This is a genomic window from Acetobacter fabarum (genome assembly GCF_011516925.1).
GTDB lineage: Bacteria > Pseudomonadota > Alphaproteobacteria > Acetobacterales > Acetobacteraceae > Acetobacter > Acetobacter fabarum.
This window is the reverse complement of the sequence record NZ_WOTG01000002.1, coordinates 353,523-374,094: the sequence shown is the minus strand read 5'-3', so window position 1 is coordinate 374,094 and position 20,572 is coordinate 353,523. Positions and strand designations below refer to the sequence as shown.

At 59.9% G+C, this 20,572-nt stretch carries 15 protein-coding genes; 8 read left to right on the top strand and 7 right to left on the bottom strand.

The features are described 5' to 3' along the window. Positions 1-69 precede the first annotated feature (69 nt). Both GOB83_RS04705 and moaB read right to left on the bottom strand, forming a co-directional pair. Entirely contained in the window at positions 70-648 is a 579-nt protein-coding gene (locus tag GOB83_RS04705; protein WP_095349981.1) for a DJ-1/PfpI family protein, read from the bottom strand. Then, positions 641-1,195, bottom strand: a complete 555-nt coding sequence (moaB, locus tag GOB83_RS04700; RefSeq protein ID WP_165925382.1) for a molybdenum cofactor biosynthesis protein B — start codon at positions 1,193-1,195, stop codon at positions 641-643. Before moaB ends, GOB83_RS04705 begins: the two co-directional genes overlap by 8 nt. A gap of 214 nt (positions 1,196-1,409) precedes the next feature. On the opposite strand from moaB, the gene GOB83_RS04695 reads away from it, so the two are divergent. Beyond that, positions 1,410-2,870, top strand: a complete 1,461-nt coding sequence (locus tag GOB83_RS04695; RefSeq protein ID WP_086645692.1) for a carbohydrate porin — start codon at positions 1,410-1,412, stop codon at positions 2,868-2,870. Here the strand turns inward: GOB83_RS04695 and GOB83_RS04690 are convergent, their stop codons facing one another. Beyond that, complete coding sequence (locus GOB83_RS04690) at positions 2,871-5,549, bottom strand: AAA family ATPase (RefSeq protein WP_165925381.1); 2,679 nt, start codon at positions 5,547-5,549, stop codon at positions 2,871-2,873. It lies immediately after the preceding gene. After that, the gene (locus GOB83_RS04685) at positions 5,546-6,694 is read right to left on the bottom strand and encodes a metallophosphoesterase family protein (protein WP_165925380.1); all 1,149 of its coding nucleotides are present in this window, start codon (positions 6,692-6,694) and stop codon (positions 5,546-5,548) included. The genes GOB83_RS04690 and GOB83_RS04685 overlap by 4 nt, the downstream gene beginning before the upstream one ends. 306 nt (positions 6,695-7,000) lie before the next feature. Here GOB83_RS04685 and GOB83_RS04680 point away from each other — a divergent pair, with 306 nt between their 5' ends. From GOB83_RS04680 to GOB83_RS04650, 7 genes are all read left to right on the top strand, one after another. Further along, positions 7,001-9,061: an FUSC family protein gene (locus tag GOB83_RS04680; protein WP_242005731.1), complete on the top strand. Its 2,061-nt coding sequence runs from the start codon at positions 7,001-7,003 to the stop codon at positions 9,059-9,061. A gap of 1 nt (position 9,062) precedes the next feature. Continuing rightward, positions 9,063-9,263, top strand: coding sequence for a DUF1656 domain-containing protein (locus GOB83_RS04675; RefSeq protein ID WP_086645545.1), 201 nt, complete (start codon positions 9,063-9,065; stop codon positions 9,261-9,263). 15 nt (positions 9,264-9,278) lie between these two features. Further along, complete coding sequence (locus GOB83_RS04670) at positions 9,279-10,241, top strand: efflux RND transporter periplasmic adaptor subunit (RefSeq protein WP_095349985.1); 963 nt, start codon at positions 9,279-9,281, stop codon at positions 10,239-10,241. A 45-nt stretch (positions 10,242-10,286) separates the two neighbouring features. Further along, entirely contained in the window at positions 10,287-11,057 is a 771-nt protein-coding gene (locus GOB83_RS04665) for a GIN domain-containing protein (RefSeq protein ID WP_165925378.1), read from the top strand. A gap of 56 nt (positions 11,058-11,113) precedes the next feature. Continuing rightward, complete coding sequence (locus tag GOB83_RS04660; RefSeq protein WP_165925377.1) at positions 11,114-14,449, top strand: efflux RND transporter permease subunit; 3,336 nt, start codon at positions 11,114-11,116, stop codon at positions 14,447-14,449. A gap of 83 nt (positions 14,450-14,532) precedes the next feature. After that, on the top strand, positions 14,533-14,769 hold the full coding sequence (locus GOB83_RS04655) for a DUF3297 family protein (protein ID WP_025826566.1): 237 nt from the start codon (positions 14,533-14,535) through the stop codon (positions 14,767-14,769). 107 nt (positions 14,770-14,876) lie between these two features. Continuing rightward, positions 14,877-16,136, top strand: coding sequence for an NAD(P)/FAD-dependent oxidoreductase (locus GOB83_RS04650; protein WP_165925376.1), 1,260 nt, complete (start codon positions 14,877-14,879; stop codon positions 16,134-16,136). Between the two features lie 143 nt (positions 16,137-16,279). On the opposite strand, the gene GOB83_RS04645 is transcribed toward GOB83_RS04650, so the two are convergent. The 3 genes from GOB83_RS04645 to ribH form a co-directional block, all read right to left on the bottom strand. After that, the gene (locus GOB83_RS04645) at positions 16,280-18,874 is read right to left on the bottom strand and encodes an MMPL family transporter (protein ID WP_165925375.1); all 2,595 of its coding nucleotides are present in this window, start codon (positions 18,872-18,874) and stop codon (positions 16,280-16,282) included. A 109-nt stretch (positions 18,875-18,983) separates the two neighbouring features. Beyond that, entirely contained in the window at positions 18,984-19,994 is a 1,011-nt protein-coding gene (locus GOB83_RS04640) for a flippase-like domain-containing protein (protein WP_165925374.1), read from the bottom strand. 54 nt (positions 19,995-20,048) lie between these two features. After that, positions 20,049-20,537, bottom strand: a complete 489-nt coding sequence (gene ribH / locus GOB83_RS04635; protein ID WP_086645552.1) for a 6,7-dimethyl-8-ribityllumazine synthase — start codon at positions 20,535-20,537, stop codon at positions 20,049-20,051. Between the last annotated feature and the right edge of the window lie 35 nt (positions 20,538-20,572).

The window sequence follows — 20,572 nt, the reverse complement described above, 5'->3', positions numbered from 1 at the left end:
GGACCGGGGGCCTGCGCAGGCCAGACCAGCGCACTCCCATAACTCAGGTCAGGTCATGCGCTGCGTGGCTTAAATGCTGATATTTGCGCCAAGCACCTTCAGGAACTGGGCCAGCCATGCCGGGTGGGCAGGCCATGCGGGAGCACTGACCAGCTCACCATCGGTTACGGCGTCTGTTACGGCAATATCGGCATAAATACCGCCAGCCAATTCCACTTCCGGCTTGCATGCCGGGTAGGCCGAAACCTTGCGCCCCTTAATAACCCCAGCCGCTGCCAGCAACTGCGCACCGTGGCAGATCGCTGCCAGAGGCCGGTCCGCAAAGGCGCGCACAATCTCAAGCACTCTTGGGTTAAGCCGCAGATACTCAGGCGCTCTGCCACCGGGGACGATAAGACCCAGATAATCATCCGTGTCGATCGCATCAAAATCCGCAGTCAGCGTAAAGGCATGGCCGGGTTTTTCGCTGTAGGTCTGCGCCCCTTCAAAATCATGGATGGCGGTCAGAACCTTGTCCCCCGCTTTTTTGTCCGGGCAGACCACATCCACTGTATATCCCAGCATGGAAAGGGCCTGATACGGGACCATAATCTCATAGTCCTCTACGTAGTCCCCTGCCAGCATCAGCAGTTTTACATCATCAGTCATGGTGAGAAGTCTCCTTCAGCCCTTCGCGCAGGCGGGGCATCAGTTCCACAAAATTACACGGACGGTGGCGGCTATCGAGCTGGAACACCAGAATATCGTCCCATCCATCCTTGACCGCACCCGTGGAGCCGGGGAGCGCAAACAGGTAGGTCCCGCCTGCAACACCCGCCACGGCGCGTGACTGAATGGTGGATGTGCCGATTTTCTGGTAAGACAGCATACGGAACAGCTCGCCAAAGCCTTCTATGCGCTTTTCCATAACGCGCTCGAATGCTTCTGGTGTCACATCCCGGCCGGTTACACCGGTGCCACCATTGGTGATGACCACATCCACCAGCGGGTCTGCAATCCAGGCGCTCAGCTGCGCTGCGATCAGGTCGGTATCATCCGAAACAATGGTGCGTGCTGCTACGGTGTGCCCTGCGGCCTCAACCCGCGCCACAAGGGCTGCGCCGGAGGTGTCCGTCTCCAGTGTGCGCGAATCCGAAACAGTCATAACAGCAATACGCACAGGCAAAAACGGTCGGTTCGTATCTATCTTGGACATGGCTGACTGTTATATCTCCGCAAGTATGATGCAAAAACGCATCAGGGGAATGAATAATAGCTGTCTGAGGCAGAAAATAAGCCCTCAAAGGCAACCTTTTGCCTGCATCGGCCCTAAAAAACATTTAGGGATTGGGGTTGTTACACCCCGATAAACCATGATTGATCTTTTCGCTCACGCGCAAGACCAATCCAAAGACAACAAAATTGGGATCATGACCAAACGTATTTTTTTTCCTTTTCGCACGTTCTGGCTTTTTGCCTTCCTTTTCCCCCTTCTGGCCACGGCCCTTCCCGCGCGGGCGCAACTCCTGCCCGGTGGCAACAGTTCTATTGGTCTTTTACCCAGTCTGGAAGTTGATAACGAGGCCAATCTGGTCGAAGACCCCGGCCCCCTGTTTTCTGCCCCCTATGGCAAGGACCATTTTTTTGGTGACTGGGGTGGTGCGCAGCCATGGCTGCTCAACCACGGTATTCACATTCTGGCCGATGTGCATGAGGAACTGGCAGGCAACTTCCGTGGGGGTCGCAAGCAGGGCGTGACCAATGCGGGGCAGGTTGGTGTTGAACTGGACGTGGACTGGGGCAAGCTGACCAATACGGACCTGTTCAAGAACCTCTGGACCCACATGATGGTTGTGAACGGCCATGGGCGGAACCTGAGCACGGACTACATCGGGGACTCCATTGGCGGCGTGCAGCAGATTTATGGCGCGCGTGGTAACGTGGTGGCCCACCTTGTTTACCTGTATGCCGAGCATTCGTTTTTCCATAACCATGTGGACATCAGTGCTGGCTGGATCCCGCCGGGCAGCTTTTTTGCCGCATCCCCCCTGTTCTGTATGTACATGAACGTGGCCATGTGCGGTAACCCCGCCCCCACCAAATACACCGAAGGCGCGCGTGACTGGCCATCGGGTAACCTTGGATTTGTGGCACGCGTGATGCCCACAAGCGATACCTATATCATGGGTGGGCTGTTTGCTGTTTCCCCCCATGCGTTTAACGGCGGTATTTCCGGCTGGGCATGGGCGCAGGACGGTCTGGGCAAGTTCTCCTCCCCCGTGGAAGTAGGCTGGCTGCCCAAATTTGGCAAAGACCACCTGAACGGGCACTACAAAGCCGGTTTTGGCTATGACAATTCCAGCTACCCCGACCTGCGCGATGACATACACGGCAATGCCTGGATCGAAACCGGTATGCCCAAACGCTACCGCGCAGGCCGTGCCAGCGCATGGGTCATGGCCGACCAGATGCTGGTCCGCAATGGGGATGGCCCAACCAACGGCCTGATCGCTCTGGCTGGCTGGATGTGGGCCGATGGGCACACTACCGCCATGTCTCACCATATCTGGGCTGGTATGGTGGAAACCGGGGCCAAATGGGGCCGCCCGATGGATAGCGTGGGGGCCATGTACCAGTGGGAGCTGATGAGCCGCGCCTCTACCTTGCAGCAGGAAGCCGCAAGCATGGCCGGTGTGCCCTTCCCCTCCAACCAGTGGGGTACCGTATGGGGCATTCAGTCGCACGAGAACATTTATGAAGTGTTCTATAACGCGCACGTAGCGCCCGGCATTTCACTGCAGCCGGACTTCCAGTACATCAACCGCCCCGGTGGCAGTACCGTATTCCACGATGCGGCCGTTATGGGGCTTCAGTTCAACGCGGTTCTGTAATCAGTTCGGAACCACAAACCGCTCCATCGGGCGCAGGCTGAGCATCCTGCCCTGCAGGGGAGTAAACTGCTCCGCGTGGCAGGTCAGTAGTATGACCTGCAAACGCGTTGCGGCATCGGACAACACGTCAAACAGGGTTTCCAGCCGCTGGGAGTCTGAAAAACTCAGCGCGTCATCCAGCACCAGAATGGCTGGGGCCCCGCGTTTGTGCAGCAATTCTGCAAACCCGAGCCTGACCAGCACGGCTATCTGTTCCCTTGTACCATCCGACAGGTCCTTTACCTCCTCCGCGCGCTGGCGCGTCAGGCCGGTCAGGGCGAACTGCGTATCCACCTCCAGTGTTGCCCCGCGGAACAGGGCAGAAAAAGCGGGCTGCATGGCCTGCACCAGCGGGGCCAGATACCGCTCGGTCTGTGTGGTTTCGGCCTGAAGCAGCGTAGCCTCCAGCAACGCAAGGGCTGCACGCTCGCGCTCCCATGCCTCCAACTCCCCCTGCACCTGTGCTGCGTGGCGTTCCGCACTGGCAAGCTGTTCATCCAGCCCATCCCCTTCTGCCTGACGGATCCGTGTTTCACGCTCCGTCTGGTCCACGGACAGGCGTGTAATCTGCTCGTGCACGTGTTCCATAGCCTGTTCGCGGCGGAGAATACCCTGCTCCACCACGCTCAGCGGTTCCTCCTGCTGGCGTATATGGGCAATCCGGGCCAGTTCGGCCTGTGCGCGCTGCCTGTCCTGCTCACTGCTTGTGGCGCGGGTCTGCAAAGCCGGGTCGGGCTCGCGCTCAACCCATACGTCCAGTTCACGCCGGTCGCGCTGGAGCGCCTGCTGCTGCTGTGCAAACTGGGCAAGAGCCTGCTCCAGCCGGGTATGGGCCATGCGGTGCAGGGTAAGCTCGTCCTGCTCCTGCGCTCGGGCGGCTTCCACCGCCATAAGTGCATCCTGCTCCTGCGCGCGGGCCTGCTCTACATCCAGCGGCGTGCCTTCATCTTCGGGCCAATCCGCCTGAGCGGCCTGCTCCTTGGCAAAAAGGGCTTCCCGCTCGTTCAGCTTCTGGCGCAGTGCGTCCAGAGCAGCGGTAATATCGCTGGGCTTGGGTACACATAATAGCGCCATACACTCGGCACTGGCCTGCTCCACTTCCCGCTCGGCCTGCCTGCGGGCCTCGTGCTGGCTTTCAGCCTGCTCCACACTGTGGCAACCGACCTCTTGCAACAGACTGTCCAGCGCGCTTTGGGCTGTAGCAAGGGCTGCATGCAGCGCGTCACTCTGCTGGGTTGAGGGGGTTATGGTAAAGCGGCCCACACCGTCCACCACCAGTTCACTCACATCGGTCAGGGACTGGGGGCCAACTGGGCAGGGGTTGCCATTCAGCCATACCGTGCCTGCTGCATCCGGGAGCAGGGTTGCCTCAAACCGTGTGGCCTGCGCCTGCATGCTGGCCTGTGCCTGATGCACCGCCTGCACGGCCTTGGCCAGACGGCGCATAAAAGCTGCATCCACAGGCATGATGCGCAGGGCCGCCTGTGCTTTTTCCAGCCTTGCACAGGCGGCGTTCGCCCGCTCGAACGCGGCACGCTCCTGCGCTATGGCCTGCTGGTTATGCGCCAGAGCAGCCTTGTGCATAACGCGCGACACCATGGTACGGGCTTGCTGGTGCCGACTTAAAGCGGCTTTATGGCTGGCCTGTGCATGAGCCAGTTTCTGGTCTGCCTCCCCCGCAGCAAGGCTGAGCTGGGTATGCCCGCTTTGGGCATCGGCCAGAACCTGCTCCAGCCGGGCAATATCTGCCCGGCGGGTCTGGCGGCGGTCCTGCTCGGCCTGAATATACTGCACGTTTTGCTCGGCCGCACTGAGTTGCGCCTGTGCTGCCTGCTCCTGCGCCACAAGCCCGCGCAACTGGTCACGCGTCTGCCGCAAGGCCACAAGTTTTGCCTCGTCCTGCCTGCGCCGTTCGGGGTTGTTGTACTGGGCCAGCGTGCGCCGGATCTGCTCCAGCCCGCTTATATCCTCCTGCAAAGCTTCCTTGCGGGCCAGAAGGGTGGCCACCAGAGCACGGGCCTGCTCGCCCTCCTCCTGTATCTGGCGCATGCGCTGGCTGGTTTTGCCCGTTGCAGTCTGGTACTGGGCCAGCCGTTTGCTGACCAGAGCCAGCATGGCGCTGGCCTCGGCCGTGCCGGTTACGCCCTGTATGTTCTGTTGCAGACAGGCCTGAAGGCTGGCCCGCCCGGCCCCTTGCAGCGCAGGCTGGGCAAAGCTTTCACCCTGCTCCACCAGCAGGGCGTTCCACAGCCCTGCCGCTTCGGACTTACTGACCTTTTCCAGTTCGAACAGGGCTTGCAGGCGTTCCTCCGCCTCCTCCCCATCAAACCGTTCAGCGCCCAGATCCAGCCGGGCGAGACTGCTGCTGCCAAACTTTTTTTCCAGCCAGCAGGACTGGCTTTTCCATGTAAAGGCCACGCCAATATGGGGTGAACCTCCACCATAAGGCAGCAGGTCCTTGAACGGCTGGGCTTTGGAGGTGTGCCGCAGGGTCAGCGCGGTCCGCAGCGCCTTGAGCACGGTGGATTTACCGGCCTCATTGGGGGCGGCCAGAATATTCAGTCCAGCGCCCAGCCCCTCAACCCGCACGGGGGAGGCAAAACGGCGCACGGCCTCGATCTGGATGTCTGTCAGGATCATGACGTTGCCCTCCGCACTTCACCCCAGAGCAGGAAGAGCCTTTGCAGCGCCTCCTGTGCAACACTGGCCTCAGCCCCACCGGCATTCACCTGTTCCAGCAGGGCAGCTGCTGCCGCACGCACTGGCCCGGATGTGCCAAGCATATCCAGATCATCCGCCCCGGCGGCAAGGCTGGGGGCACCACTCAGCCGCAGGCAGGCCAGTGCACTATGCAGGCGGTGGTCGATCAGACTTTCATAAAGTGCCAGATCTTCCACCCCCAGCATACCGCTAACCTCCAGCCATGCCAGGATGGTATGGGGCTGCTCGGGGGCTATGGCACGCACGCGGCTTTCCAGCGCATGGATGTCCGCACTGCTGGTCAGCACCACGTTTTCAAACTTGCACCACGTAAAGCGGCCTGTTCTGTGCGTGCTCAGCCGTGGTGGGGCTGTGGGGCCATCAAACGCCACCACAACGCATTCCCCCCCACCATTACCCCCGGTGCCAAACCGGTCCACCTCCGGCGTGCCAGCGTACACCGTGCGGTCATTGATCCTGTTAAAACCGTGCCAGTCCCCCAACGCCAGATAGGCGAGCCCCGCCCGGGCGGCCCGGTCAATGGCTATGGGGTTGTTCTGGGCTTCTCCCTCATTCCCGAACCCCACGACCGAGCCGTGCGCAACCCCTATGCGCAAAGCCCCTTCGGGGGTGGGGGCATCATCCATGTAAGCCGTCAGGTCCGACAGGGTGTGCCGCCGCTGCAAAACGGCAGGCAGCAGCCAGGCATTGTGCGTGCCATCCAGCTCAACCGGTGCGGAGGCAAGGTGGAGCTTAACATTGGCAGGCACTGCGTTATCACGTTGCAGACGGGTCCATACGCCCTGAGGGGTATGGGCATCGTGGTTACCGGGAATAAGGTGCCAGCTTATATCCGCAAACTGGCGCATGCGCTCCATAGGCTGCCGCAAAGTATGCCCCGATGGGGTTTCGTGTTCATACACATCGCCTGCGACCAGCACATGGGCGGCCCCTTGCGCCCGTGCAAGCATGCCTATGCGCTCGATCACATTCAGCCGCTCGGCCTGAAGCGCGCCCAGTGCATCATCATCCACAAAGCTGAAGGTCCGGCCTATCTGCCAGTCGGAGGTATGAACAATTTTCATACACACAGTTGTGCCCGCACCACCAATAGCTCGACAAGACAGAATATGGCATGACGGCCAGCATAGTCCTGCGGCCGGAAACAGCCCTGTACGCACCTGACCCAGAGTTGATTAGCCCCATTATAGTTTGCAGGCTTATGCTTCAGGTCTGCTGCGCGTTGAACGCAATGCCAGACTATGGGCAGAACTTCCCTCAAACATTATATTTTATTTTAATATGCGCCTGACAATACGGATTCGGGTGCAATCCTTCCTCAGTGGCCACAACAAAAGCAGACCCAAATGACCGCTGAGAAAACAGCTTTCATGCACAGACCTGGGTGGAAGGGCTGGTTCCTCCAGCTCCCGCCCTCCGTGTTTTCTCCCGGCTGGTTCCTGTTCTGCCTGCGTACGTGGCTATCTGCCGTGCTGGCATTGAGCACGGCGTTCTGGCTCCAGCTTTCCTCCCCCGGCACGGCAGCGGTTACGGTCATGATCCTGGCTCAGCCGTTGCGTGGGCAGGTTCTTTCCAAGGCACTTTACCGTCTGGCGGGCACCATTATCGGTGCGTTTGTCGCCCTTTTCCTGACCGCCTGCTTTAATCAGGAACGCGGGGTTTTTCTGGGTGATGTGGCGTTGTGGCTAACCCTTTGCACCATTGTGGGCACACTGGAGCGCGACTTCCGGGCTTATGCGGCCATGCTCTCGGGCTATACGGTTGCCATTGTGGGGATCAGCTGCATTGATAACCCGGCAGGCATTTTTGACGTTACGGTTAACCGCGTGTCCTGCATTGTGGTGGGCATTGCCTCCACCGCCGCAATCAATGACATTTTTGGCTCCCCCACCGCGTTTGAAAAACTGACCGCCAACCTGCGCCGCACATCGGACATGGTGCGCCGCATTGCCAAGGATGCACTGGCTGGCCACAGCATTCCCGACAGCATGGCCTGCGCAGGCCTTGCGGGGGAAATTATTGCCCTGACATCGCAGATCTCTTTCGCTAAGACCGAACTGCCCGATGCACGGCTGCGGCTTGCAGGCGCACATTCGGCCATGGTGGCGCTGCTGGAAATGCTCTCGTGCAGCCAGGCCATTGCCCTTGTGCTGCGCAAGGGCGAGGTTTCGGCCACGGTGCTCAAGCACATCCGTGATTCCTTTGGTGATGGTACGCCAGTCGATTCCCCCGCACAGGCAGTGCATGATCTGGAAGACCTTGCGCGCGAGGCGCATAAAAACGAGCTCAGCCTCGGCCCAACGCTGGATGAAGCCTGGCTGATTGAACGCTCCATGGCTCTGCTGTCCGATGCACGCTGGGCGGTGGATGGCATAGATGCGTTTGAGCACGGCCAGCGCGCACGCACACAGGCCCCAGAGCTCAAGATTGAACAGCATGATGACGTAATTGCTGCACTGCTCAACGGCCTGCGCACGCTTATCGGCTTTTCCGTCGCTGCCGGGCTGTGCATTATTTCCGATATTCCGGCAACGTATTCAGCACTGTCGCAGGTGGCCATTATCCTGACCCTTGCCGCCACAACCTACAATGTGCGCGGCTTTGGCATGGGGGCACTGCTGGGCACGCCACTGGCCATTATTGTGGCCGCGGTGCTGAATTTTGGCATACTCCCCCACGGGGCGGACATGCCTTTTCTGGCCATGGCCATCATTCCCGTTATTTTTGGCGGCTGCCTGCTGCTCATGCACCCCAGAACAGCCACGGTCGGGTTTAACGCCGGGGTGTTCTTTTTTGTTATTCTTGGGGTCGCTGACCAGCAGAATTACGAGCCATCCGCTTTTATTGACCGCAATGTGCTGTACCTGTTTGCCGCGATCATGATCTTTATCTCGCTCGTGCTGCTGCTACCGCCCTCCGCCTCCCGCAGGCGGTTCAGGGTGGGCATTACCATCGGGCATGATCTGCTGCTCCAGTTTGAAGGGCATGGTGAACAGGCAGGCTCCGCCCTGATCAGCCGCCACTACGACCGGCTGTGCCGTATTCTGGAATGGAACCGTTACCTACCCGCCAACAAAGCACGCCAACGTGTTTTTGCCCGCCTTGCCAGCCTGGATACCCTCAACCTTGAGCTGGCCCGCGCACGCCGCCACCTGCAACGCGCCGCCACCATTCCCGCTATCCGGCTGGATGCGGAATCCGCCTACCGCGCCACCATTATCTACAACGTGGATGCCGCTCTGGTGCGTATGCGGCACAAGGCCCGCATTCTGCTCGACCATGCCATAGGCCTGCCCCATGGGCAGATGGCCACTGCCCTTGCTGCGGTTTCTGCCATGGTGGGTGCAATCCGCCTGCTTGAACACAACCGCTCCGCCCTGCACCTGTATGACCTGCTGCCCGTGCCGGACCAGCAGTGGAAGGCCCGCTAACATGCAGCTCCAACCTGTTTTGGATATTGGGGGCCTGCTGGTGTCCTCCTTTGTGGTGCATGCGGGGCTGGCCATTGCCACCCTGCTGGCGCTTAACCCGCTTTTGGCCAAGGTGCGCGCCCGCCGCGTGGTATGGAACCTGCCCTTGGCCGAATTTGGTATTCTGATCGGCCTTATCGGCCTTTACACCATCCTTTTGTGAAAGGGCTTTTCCGCCGTGTTTGAACGTGCGCGCCGCCTTCTGCAATTTGTTACGACCGGCATTATTCTGGCTATTGCAGCCGTGGTCTGCTTTGTCCTGTGGGATTACTACACCGCAGCGCCCTGGACCCGTAACGGGCAGGTGCGCGTGCAGGTGGCCGACATTGCGCCGCGTGTTTCGGGGCAGATCATAGACATAAAGGTGCGCGACAACCAGTTTGTCCATGCGGGCGATGTTCTGTACGACATTGATCCCTTTGACTTTAAGGTGGATGTGGCCTCCGCTACCGCTCTGGTGAATGAGCGGCAGGCGGATATGGTGCTCAAAAACGCGCAGGAATACAGGCGCAACAACCTGACCGACGCCGCAGCCTCCCGCGAGGAAAAACAGGTGTTCCAGGCCACGGCGGAAGTTGCCAAGGCACAGTATGCCTCGGCCATGGCGGCTCTTTCGCAGGCCAATATCAACCTTGACCGAACCCATGTGCGCAGCACCGTAACCGGCTACGTCAACAACCTGATCATGCGTGTGGGGGACTATGCCACCGCAGGCAAGGCGAACATTCAGGTCATTGATGCTTCCTCCTACTGGGTGGACGGATATTTTGAGGAAACCAAAATCCGCTCCATCCATATTGGTGACCGCGCCCGGCTGGACCTTATGGGCTACCGCCAGCCCATGTGGGGGCATATCACCAGCATTACCCGCGGGATTGCCACCCCCAATGCAACACCCTCCACACAGGGCCTGCCATCGGTGGACCCGGTTTATACCTGGGTGCGGCTGGCACAGCGTATTCCCGTCCGTGTGCAGATCGACAGCATCCCCCCCGGCACCCAGCTTGCCGCAGGCATGACCACCACAGTCACCATTGTTGGCAGCAAGGGTAAACGTGCCCATGATTCCCTGACCGAAGCACTGGACAGGCTGCATGATGCCCTTATGGGCGGCACAGGCGGGAACGGCGCACGGCATTAGGATAGAGTATGGACGCCCGCCCCCCATGCTGGCACAAACGCAGGCATGTACCATTCCTTTGCCCTGCCCTGCCGTACTGCCATGTTCTGCGCCCTTGCCCTGTGCCTGAGCGCGGGCGCACAGGCGCGGACCATACCCGGCCAGCGCGTACAGGTCAGTGCTCCCTGCCTGAGCACCCTGCATGTTGTAACCGACAACACCCTGTCTGACGGAGTGGACATTCCGGGGGCATGGCCCGCAGGCCTGCAAAGCTCCACCGCGGCAGATGGCACCATCACCCTGACACAGATGGACTGCGCCAGCGGGCAGAGCCTTGAACTGCACACACCATCGGCCATGCCGCTGGCCATAGACAGCCCGCAGGCAACCCGCATTGTTATTGACGGCCGTAAAGGCTCCATGTCCATCCAGTCCGGCTCGGGGGGGATTGAGCTGGGCCGGACCGGGCCGATTGATCTGGCATCGGACTCCTCAGGGCCTATCCGCATTGACACACTGGCAGGCTCGGCGCGCCTGCGCTCCACCACCTCCGCCCCCATTACCATCCGCCAGGTCAAGGCTCCGGCTCTGGCCGTCTATCTGGCCGGCACAGCCAGCCTGAGCGCACCTGCGGGAACACTCAAGGCGCTGGACATCAACAACGCTGGCAAGGGCAATGCCAGTTTTGGCGGCACCACGGGTGTTGCCGCCCTGCATGTGCAGGGAAGTGGCAACATCAGTGTCCACAAAGCCACCGGCACCGTGGCAACGGAGCGTGATGGCAAGGGGCGGATTGATGTCAACTTACCCGATGCCTCCCCCACGCAGCAGAACTAGCACGACCGGGTCAACACACACCTTAACTACCCCGCAAAGCCAGAGGAGCCCTGCCGGTGTCTTTTAGTCGGCTGTTCATCATGCGCCCCGTTGGCACAACCCTTATGGCGGTTGCGTTTATGGTGGCGGGTCTTTTTGCCTACCGCGCCATGCCGGTAGCGGACCTGCCCAATATTTCCGTTCCGGTCATATACGTTATTGCCTCCCAGCCCGGCAGTTCTCCCCAGCAGTTGGCCAGTGCGGTAACCACCCCGCTGGAGCGCAGGCTTGGCCAGATTGCGGGCGTAAGCAGCATGCGCTCGGACACAACGGATTCCAGCGCATTTATCCTGCTGTTCTTTGACAATAACCGTGACATCAATGGTGCCGCGCGGGACGTGGAGGCCGCCCTGCGCGCGGCAAGGGCGGACATGCCCCACACGCTGCTCGACCAGCCGCAGTATTACAAAGCCAATCCATCGGATAGCCCGATCATGGTTGCGGCCCTTACATCGGCCACACGCAACGCCACGGCCCTGCGGGATCTGGGGGAGACACACCTCAAACCCATGCTGGCCGGGGTTAAGGGGGTTGGCTGGGTCGATGTTGTGGGCTCGGACAAGCCCGCCATCCGTGTGGAAGTTAACCCCCAGCTCCTCTACCAGTATGGGATCGGGTTTGAGGATGTGCGCTCGGCCCTTGCATCAGCCAACGCCAATACACCCAAAGGGTTCATAGAAACCGGGGGCCAGCGGCTAACACTCCAGACCAATGATCAGGCCCACAGCCCCGAGCAGTACCGTGATCTGGTAATCGGCTACCGCAATAACCGACCCGTGCGGCTGAGCAGCGTGGCAACAGTGCGCTCCGGCCCGCAGAATGAACGCACGGCGGGCTGGTACAACAAGCAGCCTGCCGTGCTGGCCATTATCCGCGCACAGCCGGGCACAAATGTTATTGAAGTCACCGACGCCATTCGCGCGCGCGCGGTCCTGCTGCGCAATGCCCTGCCTGCGGATGTTGCGTTTACACTGGTCTCGGACCGCTCCGTATCCATCCGTGGCGCTCTGGAGGACACGCAGGAAACCCTGCTTGGTTCCGTCCTGCTGGTAGTTCTGGTCGTGCTGGCATTTTTGCGGAGCTGGCGCTCCACTTTTATTCCCGCCGTTACAGTGCCGGTCTCGCTCGCGGGGTCTCTGGCCTTCATGCACCTGCTGGGCTTCTCACTCGATACGCTCTCACTCATGGCGCTGACCATTGCCACCGGCTTTGTGGTGGATGATGCCATTGTGGTGGTGGAAAACATTGCCCGCCACATGGAAGAGGGCATGGACCGCATGCAGGCCACCTTACAAGGTGCGCAGGAAATCGGTTTTACCATTCTGTCCATCACCATTTCCCTTATCGCGGTGTTTCTGCCCCTGCTGCTGATGGGAGGCATTGCGGGCAAGATATTTTTTGAATTCGCCATGACCCTGACCATTGCTGTCTCGGTCTCGTTTTTTCTGGCGGTCTCGCTCACCCCCATGATGTGTGCGCGGTTTCTGGACGTGGCCCCCGGCCCACAGGCTCCAGCGCAGCGTTCTGCCAACCCGTTTGTGCGGGCCGCCCATCTGCTGGCCGACGCCACGGACCACGCCATGGCATGGATGATGCGGCTCTACCGCTCCACGCTGGACGTTGCCCTGCGCCACCCGTGGCTGACGCTGCTCTCGCTCCCGCTCAGCTTTGTGGCAACCATCGGGCTGATCTTCATCATCCCCAAAACCGTTCTGCCTGCGGAGGATATTGCTCTTTTGCAGGGGTATCTGAGCGTGGACCAGACCTCCTCCTTTTCCGCCATGTCGCACAAGACCCGCACGGTGCTTGATGCCATGCAGGCAGCTCCGGGCGTGGAGGGTGTCATCGGCTTTACGGGCGAAGACGCCGCAAACGAAGCAGAGGTCTATGCCCAGCTCAAGCCCAAAAACCAGCGGACGCAAACGCCAGAAGCTATTGCCGACGCCATACAGCAGGCCGTGCGCACCATACCGGGGCTTACGGCCAGCATTTCCAATGCGGGTGATATTAACGGCGGCGGCCAGCGCGTGCATGAAGGCGCATACAGCTTTGTCTTCCGCAGCGAAAACGAGGCCGATATTGACCAGTGGGTGCCCCGCGTAACCGAAGCCCTGCGCAACAGTGCGGTTTTAAGCGGGGTTAGCAGCCATACGGTGGGGCATGGCATGGCACTGCATGTGCTGATCAACCGCGACAATGCCGCCCGCTACCAGATTACCCCCCAGCTTATTGGCAATGCCCTGTACGATGCGTATGGCCAACGCACGGCATCCAGCATTTCCACCCCGCTCACCACTTATTACGTGATCATGGAGGTGCAGAAGCAGTTCCGTGACAACCCGGAAATGCTGAAAACCTTGTGGGTATCCACCGCTGGTGGCACGGCATCGGGCGCTGTGGCCTCCAACACCATTCGGGTACGCAAACCTGCCGATGCCCCTGCCGCCCGCAGCGACAGCCTTTCCGAACAGTCCTTCCGCAACGCCATTGCCAACAGGCTGGCAGGGGGTGGGGCCGGGGCTTCCAACGGTTCGGCCGTTTCCGCAACATCCGAAACCATGGTGCCCCTGCCCACGGTTGCACGCATAGCCAGCGCCCCCACACCGCTACAGGTCAGCCACGAAAACGGTTTTGTCTCTGGTGCACTCTCCTTCGACCTTGCTGCCGGCCACTCGCTGAGCGAGGCAGAGGCCGAAATCCGCCAGACCATGCGCAACCTGCATGCCCCCGAAAGCCTGAAAGGTGATTTTTCAGGCGAGGCGGGCGATCTGCACAAAGACCTGGTCAACGAAGCTCTGGTGTTTGTTGCCGCCATTGCCACCATGTACATCACACTGGGTATTCTGTACGAAAGCTACATTCAGCCCCTGACCATTCTTTCCACCCTGCCTTCGGCCGCCTTTGGGGCTGTGCTTACGCTCTGGCTGTGCGGGCAACCGTTCTCGCTCATCAGCATGATTGCGGTGATCATGCTCGTAGGCATTGTTAAAAAAAATGCCATCTTAATGATCGACTTTGCCCTGCATGCCGAGCGAACCCAGAACCTGCCCCCGCATGAGGCCATAAAAACAGCCTGCCTGACCCGCTTCCGCCCCATTCTCATGACCACCATGGCCGCAGCCTTTGCCGCCATACCCATGATTATAGGGCGCGGTTATGGGGCGGAACTGCGCCTGCCCCTTGGCGTTGCCATTCTGGGCGGGCTGGCAACCAGCCAGTTGCTTACCCTGTATTCCACCCCTGTTGTGTATCTGCTCATGCACCGGCTGGCAGCTTTTGTCCGCAGAGCCGCAACATGGCTCCAGCGCAAACTGGCTGGCTGGGCAGGCACCCGCCCCAATACTGCGCCATAACACGGCGGGCATTGCATGGCCTTTCTGCTCAAAAGCTTTTAAAACACCGTTTGAACAACCGTTTTACCAAGGAAGTGTCCATTATGTCCGATGCAATGCCTGACCGTCTTTCCGTCAACCCCAACAGCGAGTTCTATAACGAAGCCCTGCTTGAGCGCGGCGTTGGCGTGCGGTTCAAAGGCGTGGAAAAAACCAATGTTGAAGAATACTGCGTGAGCGAAGGCTGGGTACGCGTTGCCGTTGGCAAAACCGTGGACCGCCGTGGCAACGCCCTGACCATGAAGCTGAATGGCCCGGTTGAGGTCTGGCTTAAGGACTGACCTTCCGCCAGCACATGGCACACTGACAATTAAATACTTTATTTAATTGTCAGTGTTTGGAATAGTGTCACGCATAGTTCAAGGCAGACCAGAAGGAACACCATGCCATGACCCAGACAGCACCCAGCACGGAAGCCGATCTCCGGCACACCATTGTTATTGTTGGCGGCGGGTCCGCTGGCATTGCCGTTGCAGCCAAGCTGCTGCGTGAGCGCCCCGCGCTGGACGTGGCCATTATTGACCCCGCGACAACCCACGCCTACCAGCCCGGCTGGACACTGGTTGGTGCCGGGGTCATGAAGCTGCGCGACACGCTGGAGCAGGAAGGCGGGCTTATTCCCAAAGGCTGCACATGGCTGCGTGCTGCCGTAAGCACCTTTGAGCCCGAGAGCAACACCCTGACCCTGGCCGACGGACGCACCGTTGCCTATGGCCGTCTGGTTGTCTGCCCCGGCCTGCAGCTTGACTGGGACAAGATTGAAGGCCTGAGCGAAACACTGGGCCGCAATGGCGTATGCTCCAACTATTCCAAAGACACGGTGGAATATACCTGGACCTGCATCCAGTCCCTTGCCGGGGGCACCGCCCTGTTCACCCAGCCCCCCATGCCGATCAAATGCGCTGGTGCTCCGCAGAAAATTGCCTATCTGGCCGCAGATCACTGGCGCAAGCAGGGTACACTGAACCGCACAAACGTGGACTTCTGCCTTGCGGGCGATGCGCTGTTTGGCGTGGCCTATTTCCGCCCCGCGCTACAGCAGGCGGTGGATTATTACGGCATCAACCTGCAGTACAAACATAATCTGATTGCCGTAAACGGCCCCGAGCGCAAGGCAACCTTTGCGGTTACCGGCCCCGATGGCAAGGTGACAAAAGTGGTGCGTGAGTTTGACATGCTCCACGTCACCCCGCCCCAGAGCGCGCCTGACTTCGTTAAAAAAAGCCCGCTGGCCGATGCTGCCGGCTGGCTGGATGTGAACGCCACAACACTCCAGCACGCCAAATACCCCACCATCTTTGGTATTGGGGATGTCATGAACACCTCCAACGCCAAAACCATGGCAGCCGCACGTGCACAGACCCCTGTGGTCGTCCGCAACGTTCTGGCTTCTCTGGATGGTCGCCCACTGAGCGGGCAATATGACGGGTACGGCGCATGCCCGCTGACCGTGGCTTACGGCAAGATCGTGCTGGCCGAGTTCCTGTACGGTGGCAAACCTGCTCCGAGCTTCCCCTACGACCAGCGCAAGCCCAGCCGGTTTGCATGGTTCCTCAAAACCACCGTGTTCCCCCATGTTTACTGGGACATGATGCTCAAGGGCCGCGACATTGAAATGCCGCACCACCCGGAATGGTCCAAGGACTGAATACTTATCTCCCCCTGCCCCACCGGGTTCCAACCCGTGGGGCAGAGAGTGTGAATAAGCCCATAAAAAAAACCTCCCCAGTTACGGGGAGGTTTTTTTATGCCCTAGGGGCAACTGCCATATGTGGCCGAAATGCTTCCGGCTCACTCCTCATCAATAGCGCGTTTGGGGAGCAGAGCTGGCACAAACACCAAAGTCCCCAGAAGCGTGCAGGCCAGAGAGAGCAGCAGCAAGCGCCCCATGCTGGCCGTGCCCGGATGGTGCGAGAGGGCAAGCGAGCCAAAGGCCGTGCCCGTGGTCAGGGCAGAAAACAGCACGGCTCGTGCGGTGGGGGATGCCAGCGGGAATTTAACTCCATCGCGCCAGTTCATGACAAAATAGATGTTGAAGGATACGCCCACACCCAGCAGCAGCGGCAATGCAATAATGTTGGCGAAGTTGAGTGTTTCTGGCAGCAGCACGACCAGAATAACCGTCATCAGCGCAGACAGCAGCAGCGGGGCCAGCACAAGCGCCATATCCTTGATCCGGCGCAGAGCGATCATGAGGATAATGGCGATCATGACCACGGCTGCCCCGGCGGCCTGTTCGAACGCACGCACAATGGAGCGCGCGCTTTCCACAATATCCACCGCCGTACCGGCCATATCGGGCTCAACCTTCTGCAAGGACCCGACAAACTTGCGCAATGCGCCTGAGCTGCTCATCACCCCTTTGGGGTGTACTTCCACAAGAGCGCGACCATCGGGGAGCAGATAGTCGTTCGCAATGCTTGGGGGCACGTCATGCATGGTAACAGGCCCGGCCTGTAGCATGGTCCGCAATTGGTCCAGCTCCGGTGGCAAAAACCGCACCAGAGCAGTATTGGCGGCCTCCACCGTGGCATCGGGGGCAGTCGCCAGACGGGCCAGAGCTGCCTGAATCCTGCGCAGCGGGTCATTGCCAGGCAGCTTGTCCTGCACTTCGGCCAAGGCTTTTGCAGTGCTGGCCGCTGCTGCACGCAGGGCGGCGGCATCTGGCGCAGGTTTGGGGTTTGGCACAATCAGCGTTGGCAGCAGCAGGGATGCGGCATCCTGAATAAGGGCCAGTTTTTCAGGCTGTTGCGTAGGCACATATGAGCCGAGCCACATGACATCATGCACATCGGGCAGTTCATCCAGACGATCGGCCTGTTTTGCGGCGTCATCCAGAGACTTCACCAGCAGTTCCGCGCTGTAGGGGGATGTCTGCGGGTTATCAATCAGCAGGCTGAGGGCGCGCATCCCTTCGGAATTGGGGTTTTTGGTGTGCAGCGGGTCGCCATCAAACTGCAGGGCCGGCACCAGCGCCAACCCGATAACGGCCACCACACCAAAAAAGGCCAGCAGCCATTTGCGATGCTGGCGGATTTTGGTGTCCACCGGCTTCATCCACACATACCCCATGCTGGGGCAGTTAAGCGGCGGGTGGCAGATGCAAAGCAGCGCAGGCAGCAAGGTGGTGGTGCAGACAAAAGCCACCAGCATGCCAATACCCGCAATAAGCCCCAGCTGGGCCACACCCAGAAAAGCGGTGGGCGTAAACGCCAGAAAGCCTGCGGAGGTCGCAAGGGAAGCAACCAGAATCTGATGCCCCGTTTCCTCCCCTGTCATGCGCAGGGCTTCGTACATGCCTTCCTTGCCGGTGGCCGTGGGGATCTGTGCACGGAAACGGACAGAAAACTGGATGGCAAAATCCACCGCAATCCCCACAAACAGAATGGCGAATGCGACCGAAATCAGGTTAAGCGTGCCAACCGCCACGGCGGCAAAGCCCGTGGTCAGCAGCAGCCCCACAACCAGCGTAACCACAATAGGCAGCACCACACGCCAGGAGCGCACGGCAAGCGTAAGCCACAGCGTTACCAGCAGCAAAGAGCCCACAAGCCCGGCCACCATGCCCTCGGCCACGGTTGCGAACTCTTCATCATCCAGCTGGACCTGCCCGGTCAGGTGGACCTTGGCATGGCCGCTGCGTACGAACTCAAGGTCCTTGATTACGGCACGCATGGCGTCCGTGGCCTCCCCCCCGGGCTGGAAGGAGCCATAGTCCAGAATGGGCTGGGTCATGACAAACTGGTAGCGCCCGGCAAGGTCAGACAACTGCCCCCCAAGCAGACGCTGCCACGAGAGGGGGGATGCCTGACCATCCACCGCTTTTTCCAGCGTATTGGCAAAGCCGGTCAGCGGTGTCTGAAAACCGGCCAGATTGGCCTGCCCGGTCTTGACCCCTTCTGCAATCAGGGAGAGCGCACCAAAAAGCCCACGAGCGGAAGGGTCCTGCGCAAGGGCGGACAGGAAGGGCTGCGCGGCAATCGTGTCGTTCAGGATGCCCGCAAGCGGTTTGGGCTCCAGAAACATAAGCCCGTTGCGCTCAAGGTACGGGTTGGCATCCGGCCGGTTGGCAAAGGCAAAGTGTTTGTGATCCGCTGCCAGCGCTTCGGCCAGTTTGCGTGCTGTTTCCTGCCCTTCTTCTGGCAGGTCGGCTTCCACCACCGCGACCAGAAGATTCTCTTTTTGCGGGAACAGGCGGGCCATTTCATCCGAGCGCTGCTTCCACTGCAAACGGGGGGAGAGCATTTTGCTCGTATCCGTGGTCACGCCAAGCTGGGTCATGCCCGCATAAACGCCAGCGCCTGACAGCACGCAAAAGAGTGCCACGACCAGCCACGCATGGCGCGCACAAAGGGTGATAAAACGACCTATGGGTGCAAAGAGCATGATAAACGACAGGATCCTAGAAAAGTCATGGCGTCAGGCACAAAACCGCCTTGGTTTGCCTAACCGCTTCGCACGATGCAAGTGACTATCTACGCAAGCCACCCTTCTTTTACCGCCCGGAATGCGGAAAATGGGATTTTTCCGGGCCATTCCGGTGGTCCGACCATGTGTGTTCCAGCCATTGCCACAGCACCAGTGCAGGCACGCCCCAAGCAATTTCGCGCAGGCGCTTGATCAGCGAGAGCGCAATGGCAACGGGTGGGGCAATACCAAACAGCCCGCCGACCACCATATAGCCCCCTTCCGACACACCCAGTGCTCCGGGCACAGCAAACCCTGCGGATTTGGCGGCTTCCCCCACACCTTCAATAACAAAGCCGGTCGCCAAAGAGCAGTCATGGCCCATAAAATGCAGGATCAGGCAGACCTCCACCGCCCCCAGCGCCCATGCGGCAAACTGGAGGATCAGGCTGGTCACGGCATTGTTGCGGGTCTTGTACAGGCCCAGTACTTCCTGATGAATCCCGCGAATACCCTCAACCCCGCCCCAACCCAGATGGGCGGCAATCCGCTCCAGCAGTTTTTCCACCAGAGCAACGGCACCAAGCCACTGGCTGGCAAATACGGCTATGCCAATCACGGCAAGAACAAGGGCACTTTCAAGCAGCCTGTCGGTCACAGCCGAACGCTGGACCAGAACAAGCAGCAAAAGCAGCCCCGCTACCGTAAACAGAACCTGACTGAGCAGTTCAATCGTAAGGTCACAGATTGTCGCCGCTGCCGCGCGGCGCAAACCCAGCCCCCGCCGGGATAACAGGCGGCTGGCCACCACCTCCCCACCAACCTGCGCCACGGGGAGCAGGTTGTTTACCCCCTCCCGCACACAGCGGAGCATGAAAAAATCACGCAGGGGCAGATGGGGCGGCAGGTCACGGCGCGCAATAATGCGCCATGCCTGAGCGGAGAGAGACACCTGAACGGCATGAAAGACAATGGCGGCAAGGATTCCCCAGCCGCCAGTCATGACAAGCGCAAAAATGGCCTGCGCGCCAAAGCGCGAGAGCATCCATAATGTCAGGCCAAGCCCCAGAATGCCGGCCACAAGAGTGATGCGCTTCATGCAGTCTCCCCATTTCATGCCAGAGCTGGCGCTTACTCCGGCATGCCGCTCCTTTTATCCCTCCCTGATCTGACGCAGGAGGGCAAGAGATTCCACACAGGCGGCGGCGGCTTCACGCCCTTTATTATGCACATCATCCGCAGAACGCACAGTTGCCTGTTCTTCTGTGTAGGTTGTGAGAATACCAAAGGCCACCGGCACCTCGGTTGCAAGGCTGGCCTGCACAATGCCCAGAGTGGCCCCAAGGCTGATAAATTCAAAATGCGCGGTATCGCCCTTGACCACGCAGCCAAGGCAGATCACCCCTTCATACCGCCCGGTCTTGGCCAGTGCCTGCGCCAGCAGCGGCATTTCAAACGCGCCGGGGGCTGCAAACACATCGCCTTCAGCCACGGCAATGCCGTGTTCGCCCAGCCATGCAATGGCGCCATCCCGCAGGCCACCTGTCACCGTCTCATTAAACCGGCTGACAACCAGTGCCAGACGGGGTGCGGGGGAAAGGGCCTTGAGGTCAGGCAGAGTAACGGGGGAACGTGTACCCATAAGTCGTATTATCCTTTTGAATCACTGCGTCTTGA